Genomic DNA, 7,146 nt, shown 5'->3' on the forward strand with positions numbered 1-7,146 from the left:
CTTTTTTTGCATTCAGATATGAGGTGAGAGAAGATGAAAAAGGACTGTATCCGCAGTCCCGCCTATGCGGATGAAAAACAAGATTCATGAAAGGAGCAACGACAAATGAACAAAACAAAACGAATCATGAGATGGGCGTTAGAACGAAAATTGGTTCTAACGCTTTTGGTTGTGCTGGTGTTACAGTTGATTCAACCTGTTGTGGTATGTGCGGATACCGTAACCACACAATCCGAGTCTGTTAAACACAATGACGAACAACCAACACAGGAGACTGGTACGTCTGCCACAGAAGAATCGACACCAGAAGGGGCAGAAAATAAAGAGCAAGAAACGACTGTTCCTCCGGCTCTCACAGACAATTGGCTGGCGTACCAACAAAAAATAGTGGGAGAAGAACAGCCCCAAAGAGGAGAGAAAGAGTGGCGCAACTTTCTAACGCTGAATGGCTATGACTGGGTGGAGGGAGAACTCCGTAGTAGGACGGATTCCTCTTACCGAGACAATTTGTCCAGTTTAGTTGGGGTATTGGACACCATGACTAGTTACGCTGACCCGTTCTTGCGAGCAGAAACAGTTTTCGTTGACACAAGTTATGGGTCGTCCACCATCGGTTGGAGACAAAGCAACGGTAATAGTGAGCTAGGCTGGTATGCCAAACGAGACAGCGGAGGCAAGCTGTTGTGGTGTATTCAACCGGGGGTTCCACTAAATTGGGGCGCAAACGCAGGCTATGCTGTGGTAAATAATAATCAGGCGGCTTATATAAAATCTTCTCTAGTGGCCTATTGGGGTTGGGAAACCCAACAATCCATTGTGAACGCCTTCTATACGGAACGATTGATTCAAGAAGTGGTCACAGGAATCACCACCTCTGGGATTTACGATTATGCTGGAAAGGCGAGTCAAGCAGGGTACGATGCATTCAAAAAAAACACTATGGCAAAAGTCAATCAATTCTATGTGTTACCATCATTTGCCAATCAAACCGTTGAGTTAATACCAGGGGAGACGAAGACCCTGACGGATACTAACGGTTCATTGAGTTATTATAAAATGACAACCAATTCCGCCAATGTGACCGTCCAACAAACTGGCAATACCGTAAAACTAACGGCATCGCCTAACAGTAAGGATTTAGGATACATCCAATTCCAATACCATATAGATCCCTCTTATATTGGGGCTTCGTTAGTCTATACAGCACCGTGGCTTCAAAATGTTTTGCGAGCACGTGCTGGAGACCCAAAACAAACGATTCTCAACATCAAAGTGAAAAAGAATGCGGATGTGGTGGTCGAACACCGAGACAAGTACGATAACCGGTTGCTTCAAACGAAAACCGAATCCAAAGCCATTGGGTCAACGTATTCCTATACGCCGACCAATCCTTTAACAATCGGGTCAGAGACCTATGTGCCAACGAGTCTGACCCCCGTCACAGGTGTGGTTCAAACAGGTGGAAACAAAGTTGTCTTGTACTACGATCTCCAACGTACCTTGACTGTCTCCCACGTGGATAAGATCACCAACCAACTGATTGTCGACAAAGAGAAGGTCACCAAACGTCGAGGAGAAGCCTATCGGTTTACCCCACGAACGGACTTAAAAAAAGGCAACACGCCGTATCGCCCCTTGACGACAGATCCGGTGACAGGCACTATAGGGGCAACCAATCTGGAGATTACCTTCTACTATGAACTGCCTTATGCGACCGTTGGCTTAGAACGATTGGAGATTGACACCGCCAAAGCAGACAAAGGCTTGCCGTTTCGCTTACAGGTCACCCAAGAATGGTTGTACGATCCCACGCTTTTAGGAGACGAAGAGTTACCTGTTCGTGTGACGCTAACGGATCGAGACACGAAAACCGTCGTCTATGAACAAGACTATGCCCTACAAGACTTACCAAAAACAATCAAAGGCACGATTCCTACAGACTTTTTGGTGAAGGAACAACGGCACAACTACGAGGCAAGGATCCAAGTAGGCAATGAAGAGGACATTCTAGTGACAGCCTTGCAACTGGATACCGACGGCTATACGTCGTCTGAAAAAGAACTGGTGGTAGCGGCGGAAGAAGGACAGGTTCAGTATAAAAATGTTGTTCGAACAGCGCGTACCTACGGGAAAGACATGGAATTGTACTATGAAACGTTGAACCTAGACGTGCCGAAGCTAGCGCCTCAAAAAACAGGGTATGGGTTTTCCTACACCCTGAAACCAACCTATACCAATGACTTAGGACAAACGGCAACCGTCGGCTTTTCTCTCAACGCACCTGAAAGCTTGTTAGATAGTTTCCTAGAATATGAGAAAAAAGAAGGGAAAGTGTCTGTACCACTGGAAAAAGAAGGGCGATCGTATGTGTTACCGAACGTGTGGGTTGAAAAGACCACAGGGAATCTTTTTTCAAACGCACAAGTAGAAACCCATGATCCACGAATTAAACAAGAGGTAAAAAATGGGGGACGGAAGTTTTATGTGCCGATTTGGCAAGACTTAGGGGTCTATCCAGTCGAAGTGGAGACGACTGAACCTATAGGCGTTCATGAGATTTCCGTACTAATAGAAGACCGCCTATCCATAGAAGCGTATATGTTCGGGACGTATGCGTCCAGTACGATTCAACAGGATGAAATTGTTCTTGTTCCGATAGACTCCAAACAACCCTTCCACTACCAACGACCGAATAACTTTACAGAAGCAGACCTCGCGTGGTTCGCTGAGAGTAAGTGATGGAAAGGAACTAAGCTATGAAAGATATGTTACTGATCCTAGGGATCTTGTTGTTTGTGTGTTCGTTTGGCATTATTTTGGTGAACTACCAAAGAGAAGCCAACAACCAAGACAACATTTTTTTATCGCTAAACGAGACCGTCAAAACAACGGCGGCAGCTGCGGTTGATCCAGCTTCTCGTGTACAAGAAGGAGAAGTCTTTTTGGACGAGAAAAGTTTCGAGACGGAAACAACGAAGAAACTGCAACGTGAATTAGCCAGTACGCAAACGGCAGAAGAAGTTCGATATACCTATTTACGTGAAAACACCGGTGGTGTGAAAGCCGTTCGTGTCAAAATGAAAGCCGGGGGCAAGTGGTACCAAACGACCTATGCGTTTGACATACAAGAAGGACTGTAATTTACCGATGTTAAGAGACATATGCTATACAAAATAACAAACAGTTGCTTGCTAAAATCAAGTGTTTGTTTCATAAGAAGACAAAGAAGCAAGAAGTTATGTTGCTTCTTTTTTGCTTGTCCACCCTAAATGAAAAGGAGAGTGATGAACAATGGTTCGTTTTTTTACAAAAAAAGAACCAGGGGAGACGCAAGAAACCACTGAAATAGGAGAAGAAGAACAGACAGAAGTGGTTTCGGAAGAAGAAGTGACCCTTGTCAATGAAGAGGAAGAAGCACGATTGGTACGTGTGACCAGTCAATACCTGAACCAAAAACACGCCAAACTAAAAATTGCCAGTTTGGTGAGTGAAGAGGCGAAAGAGGAACTCAAGGGAATCATTGCCAAAGAAATGTCAGGTAAGGTCTCACCAGATCGTCAAGCTGAATTGGTGGATAAAATTCTCCGAGAAAATGTAGGGCTTGGGCTACTGGAAGAGATTTTACAAGACGAAACCATCACCGATATTGTCTACAATGGCACCGAATTGGTGTTAGAATCCAACACGGCAAAATGGGTCTATGAAAAAGAGGTGTCCAATGCCTACATGGAGAAAATCGCCACCAAATTAGCCAACTCTGATGGCAAAGAATTTACCACGAAAGACCCGATTTTGGACATACAATTTCACCATTTGCGGGTCAATGCCGTCCATTCGTGTTTGTCTACGGCAGGCATGACCTTAGCGATTCGGGTCTCCCGACCCTCACTGGTGCTAACAGAAGCCAATTTTTCTGAGATTGCGCCACTGAAAGCCTTGCGGTTATTACAAGCGTGTGTGGGTGCCATGTGCAACTTTGTATTATCAGGAGAAACAGGCGCAGGGAAAACCGAACTCCAAAAATTACTCATTGAAGGGATTCCTTTCAATGAACGCATTGCGTTAGTGGAAGACGTGCCGGAAAGCCACGTCAAACCCTTGTTCCCAGACAAAGACGTGTTGTCTTGGTATGGCAATGAACGGATTGGGATGGACGAACTCATCAAGGCAGGCTTGCGAAACAATCCGAAATGGCTCATGGTCACGGAAATGCGGTACGCCAAAGAAGCCTATGAATGGCTTCAAGGAATCATGACGGATCACCACAGTATTACCACCGTCCATGCGGTCACAGCAGAAGCCATTCCTGACCGCATTCTAAGCATGATTTTAGAGGAGTTTTCAGTGAACGAAGACCGATTTTTACGAAACATTCGCACGTATGTGGATATCGGTGTACAAGTCAAGGTGCGGGTCATTGGCACGAGAAAAGTGCGGTATATCAGTGAAATCCTCTATTACGGCGAATCAGAGAACCACTGTCTGTTTACCCAACGGTGTGACCGAGAAGGAAAACTCAGCGCCACTTTTCACGATCCACTCCCGTTGCCATTGTACGAACGAATGATGGATTTTGGGCAGGAAGCACGCTTGGTATCTGAAGAAAAGAAGGAGGAGGAACATGTTTCGACAAAAGAAGCGCTACACGATTGACGAACTAAACGCCTACAAGGTTGCCTATGGCAAACCAATCGCCAATGTAGACTATACGGTGAATATCCTTGTGCCAAGTTTGGTTGGAGGGGCGGTGGTGTTTTTGTTGCTGCATAACTTCTGGGTAGTGTTGCCTGTTTGCCTCGTTTATGGGCTATATGGCTACCGTATTCTCTTGCCAAAAAATGTGCAACGGTTTTACCTCCACCAAGCCTTTGACCAACGAAACAAATTTCTAAACAACTTGGTCCAGCTGTTAACAGACCCCAGTCTCAGTTGGTTTCGGGCATTAAGCATGGCGTCAGAGCGGTGTTCGGGGGAATTCCGAGACGACTTGGATCAGCTGTTGGTTCATTTACAAGAAGCGTCGACAGAAGAGATTCCCCTTCATTTTGCGGCCTTTACGGAACGGTACACCAGTGATGTGGTGTTTGTGTTGTTCATGGAACAAGTTGAGACTATTGCGTTAGAAGGACGGACGAATATCGATATGATTCGAGACCTGAAAACGTACCACAATCAGTTGCGGGAAGAGCGGAAAGGGTTCATGCAACGGAAAAAACGAGTGGCAGATCAGATTGTACTGTATTTTTTCCTGTCCTGTGCCATCATTTTAGGGTTACATGTGTATCCGTTAGGATTGGCGCAATATGTGAGCAGTTTTGCCCAATCACCTGTTGGTTGGATTACTTGCGGCGTGTACATGGTGGTGATTACGGTTGTGTTTCATAAAGGCTTTGCCTGTTATTACGATGATGAAATCATGGAGGTGACCTTCTAATGGAACCAACACTGAAAACCAAACTCTTACAAGCTTTCACCGAAAAGAAAATTTATGAGCTGGGGGACAAAATGGGCTTTACCCTAAAAGAGATTGATCGTTTTCAACTCAAACGAATTGCGATTACATTGCTTTGTTTTTTATTAGGCCTTGGTTTTGCCTCTTTTGTTCACCCTGCGTTCTTGTTGTTATTTGTCATTGTTGGGGGTGCGTACTGGCTGGAAAAGTACCGCAATGTTCAGCGTAGCTACAAAAAATTTCATTTTGTCCAACAAGTCTCGTTCTCCAAATTTTGTCGGATGCTTATTCCGTATCTCTTAGCGGGGGGCAATGGCAAAAGCTTGTATGGCATGTTTGACAAAATCGCGCGACGGTTAGACGGACACCCGTTACAAGAACCTTTGTATCAGCTAATGGCGGAAATGACCGATCAGCCGAAAGCAATTGCGCCGTATATTCGCTTTGCGGAAGTCTGTAGTAACACGGATGAAGCACTGAATTTCATGACCACGTTGTACTATTACCAACAATCGTCCGATGACCCAACCATCATTCAAGAATTAGGACGGATTGCCAATGACGAGCTGTTCAAAGGTGTCCATGAGATCATTGACTATAAGGTGCGAAAGATGTCGAAACTGCCAATGTTCTTGGTGTTTGCCTTAGGTGTGCCTTTACTAGGGATTCTAGGGGCAATGATTTATTCGACGATTGTGACGAGTTTACTACTATAGAAAGGAAAGGAGAGAAGAAGTGGATAGCTATATATCTTTATTGGTAAAGCTCCTAATTGGTGCAATCGCTGTGGTTAGTTTTGTGGGATTATGGGCATTGGGTTTAGGTTTATCAGATGTAAACAATTACAAGCAAAGAGTCAACTACACGATTGAGCGTTATGGTGGCTTGACCGACGATGCACTCCAAGAATTGGCACGTTATGGTGAAGAAAATACCCACGCCGTCTACACAGTAGAAAGCCCACAATTGCACGAGAAAGTTCCTTTTGGGGAAACCGTCACCTATGCCATTCAGTGTGAGTTCCAAACACCATTATTGCCAGTGACTGTGTTTTCCCACACGATTAAGGGATCGGCGACCGCCCAAATTCGGTAAGAACGGAAGTGAAAAACAATGGAGGATGAAACGCAAGGGTTTGTGATTATGATGGTGACAAGTTTTTTTGTTGGGGTAATACTACTAGCAGTGGCAGTGTTTCACCCTGAATTACTGCAACTGGCACACGCTTTTTTACAAAAAAGAAGTGTGACCTACTAAAGTTAGAAAGGAAGAACATAGAATGGAAAGAGAGACAAGCATATTAAGTTGGATGATTTACACAGTTGTTATAGGCGGAATTATTTTCGCTGTAGCGAAAGTGACATTCCCAGGATTAACGAACCAAGTGTTTGAGTATTTACAAGGGTTACTCCCGTAACCACCAAAAAAAGAGCCAATGAAAGGAAGAACATAGAATGGAAAGAGAGACAAGCATATTAAGTTGGATGATTTACACAGTTGTTATAGGCGGAATTATTTTCGCTGTAGCGAAAGTGACATTCCCAGGATTAACGAACCAAGTGTTTGAGTATTTACAAGGGTTACTCCCGTAACCACCAAAAAAAGAGCCAATGAAAGGAAGAACATAGAATGGAAAGAGAGACAAGCATATTAAGTTGGATGATTTACACAGTTGTTATAGGCGGAATTATTTT

9 protein-coding genes are annotated in these 7,146 nt (G+C 44.5%); all 9 read left to right on the plus strand.

The genetic code is table 11. The features are described from left to right. Nucleotides 1–105 precede the first annotated feature (105 nt). Complete coding sequence (locus BCR26_RS03070; RefSeq protein WP_069697499.1) at nucleotides 106–2,739, plus strand: hypothetical protein; 2,634 nt, start codon at nucleotides 106–108, stop codon at nucleotides 2,737–2,739. A 26-nt stretch (nucleotides 2,740–2,765) separates the two neighbouring features. Continuing rightward, nucleotides 2,766–3,140, plus strand: coding sequence for a hypothetical protein (locus BCR26_RS03075; protein WP_211272281.1), 375 nt, complete (start codon nucleotides 2,766–2,768; stop codon nucleotides 3,138–3,140). A 151-nt stretch (nucleotides 3,141–3,291) separates the two neighbouring features. Continuing rightward, complete coding sequence (locus BCR26_RS03080; RefSeq protein WP_069697501.1) at nucleotides 3,292–4,653, plus strand: CpaF/VirB11 family protein; 1,362 nt, start codon at nucleotides 3,292–3,294, stop codon at nucleotides 4,651–4,653. Further along, nucleotides 4,622–5,434: a hypothetical protein gene (locus BCR26_RS03085; protein ID WP_069697502.1), complete on the plus strand. Its 813-nt coding sequence runs from the start codon at nucleotides 4,622–4,624 to the stop codon at nucleotides 5,432–5,434. Before BCR26_RS03080 ends, BCR26_RS03085 begins: the two co-directional genes overlap by 32 nt. 350 nt (nucleotides 5,435–5,784) lie before the next feature. After that, a complete protein-coding gene (locus tag BCR26_RS18245; protein WP_139124865.1) occupies nucleotides 5,785–6,168 on the plus strand; it encodes a hypothetical protein in 384 nt (127 codons plus the stop codon). Between the two features lie 19 nt (nucleotides 6,169–6,187). Next, nucleotides 6,188–6,547 (plus strand): hypothetical protein, encoded by a 360-nt coding sequence (locus BCR26_RS03095; RefSeq protein ID WP_069697504.1) that lies wholly within the window; start codon nucleotides 6,188–6,190, stop codon nucleotides 6,545–6,547. Nucleotides 6,548–6,565: 18 nt separating this feature from the next. Next, nucleotides 6,566–6,709: a hypothetical protein gene (locus tag BCR26_RS18460; protein ID WP_169818850.1), complete on the plus strand. Its 144-nt coding sequence runs from the start codon at nucleotides 6,566–6,568 to the stop codon at nucleotides 6,707–6,709. Between the two features lie 22 nt (nucleotides 6,710–6,731). Then, nucleotides 6,732–6,869 (plus strand): hypothetical protein, encoded by a 138-nt coding sequence (locus BCR26_RS18465; protein ID WP_169818848.1) that lies wholly within the window; start codon nucleotides 6,732–6,734, stop codon nucleotides 6,867–6,869. Nucleotides 6,870–6,906: 37 nt separating this feature from the next. Next, nucleotides 6,907–7,044: a hypothetical protein gene (locus tag BCR26_RS18470; RefSeq protein ID WP_169818848.1), complete on the plus strand. Its 138-nt coding sequence runs from the start codon at nucleotides 6,907–6,909 to the stop codon at nucleotides 7,042–7,044. Nucleotides 7,045–7,146 lie beyond the last annotated feature (102 nt).

The organism is Enterococcus rivorum, from assembly GCF_001742285.1.
GTDB classification, from domain to species: Bacteria; Bacillota; Bacilli; order Lactobacillales; family Enterococcaceae; genus Enterococcus_L; species Enterococcus_L rivorum.